The organism is Neisseria sp. P0021.S005 (assembly GCF_051956955.1).
Genome location: NZ_JBQCWY010000743.1, coordinates 1 through 1,449, shown reverse-complemented (window position 1 = coordinate 1,449; position 1,449 = coordinate 1). Strand labels below are relative to the sequence as shown.

Here is a 1,449-nt window from a genome sequence, read left to right as displayed (position 1 = left end):
CAGAACTGCGATATTGGTTGCGATAAATAAGAAAATGCGTTTCACCGATTATTCCTTTTTAGTGTGGTTTGTGAGGTGATTTTTATATGGGCGCATTGTCTCAAAAACTCTATAGAGATGAAACAGCGCAATAGGCAAAGGTATGCAAATTCAAAGCAATTGAAGCAAAGGCCGTCTGAAAAAGCAGGATTTATGATTAAAAACAGCTTTTCAGACGGCCTGATTGCAAACAGATATTATTTTCCGAATTCCTGCAGCCAGTCTCGCGCTACCAAAAATTGATTTAATGCGGCTTCTGGAGAACCTTCTTCCGGCGCATATTGATACTCGAAGCGTACTAAAGGCGGCATGGACATCAAAATGCTTTCCGTACGACCGCCGCTTTGCAGGCCAAACAGCGTGCCTCTGTCCCAAACCAAGTTAAATTCCACATAGCGTCCGCGACGGTAGAGTTGGAAATCTCGTTCACGTTCTCCATAAGGCGTATTTTTGCGTTTGGCCACAATCGGTAGATACGCTGCGATATAGCCTTCCCCGACTGCCTTGATAAAATTCAAGCAGGTATCGAAATCCCAGCGGTTTAAATCGTCAAAAAACAGGCCGCCCACGCCGCGTGTTTCGTTACGGTGTTTCAAATAGAAATATTCGTCACACCATTGTTTGAATTCAGGATAAACCGATTCTCCAAATGGCGCGCATACGTCCCGAGTCACTGTGTGCCAATGCACGATATCTTCTTCAAAAGGATAAAACGGCGTCAAATCAAAGCCGCCGCCAAACCACCAAACCGGCTCGGCATTTTCAGGGTAGGCAATAAAAAAGCGCACATTGGCATGGCTGGTCGGAACATAAGGATTTTTCGGATGAATGACCAGCGACACGCCCATGGCTTCAAACGCCGCGCCTGCCAATTCCGGACGATGGGCCGTAGCAGAAGCCGGCATTTTTGTTCCCTTTACATGCGAAAAATTCACACCGGCCTGCTCGAATACTGCGCCGTTTTTCAATACACGGGTTTCGCCGATACCCAGCTTCCCAGTCCATACTTCATGCACAAATTTGGCTTCGCCATCTTCTTGCTCCAGCGCGGCGCAGATTTGGTTTTGCAGTGTTTTGAGGAGGGTTAGAACGGATTCTGTGTGCATGATATATCCTTGATGGTTTCGTATTTGTAAAATGACAGGGCGGAAGATGATTTAAGTTGTTGAAACTAATTGTTATTTTTCTGTTTCTTTATTATGGGTAAATTTTTGCATGGGCGTATCTTGCAATCAAGCGTTACTCATCGGCAATAGATTGAAAGGTATTACGGGGTTAAAAATACAGTTGCTACTCTTGCTGCATGATATTGGCAAGATTTAATTTAAATGTTTGTTGAATCTTGTTTACATCCTTAGCAAAAATATGATAGTCACTCGAAGAATAGATAGATTTTATTCTATCCAAATT

Annotated in this window: 1 protein-coding gene; it reads right to left on the bottom strand. The window is 43.8% G+C overall.

Features of this window, described 5'->3' with window-relative positions; translation table 11 throughout:
- Positions 1-236: 236 nt before the first annotated feature.
- Positions 237-1,145, bottom strand: coding sequence for an oxygen-dependent coproporphyrinogen oxidase (hemF, locus tag ACTHUE_RS18920; protein WP_063075822.1), 909 nt, complete (start codon positions 1,143-1,145; stop codon positions 237-239).
- Positions 1,146-1,449: the final 304 nt, after the last annotated feature.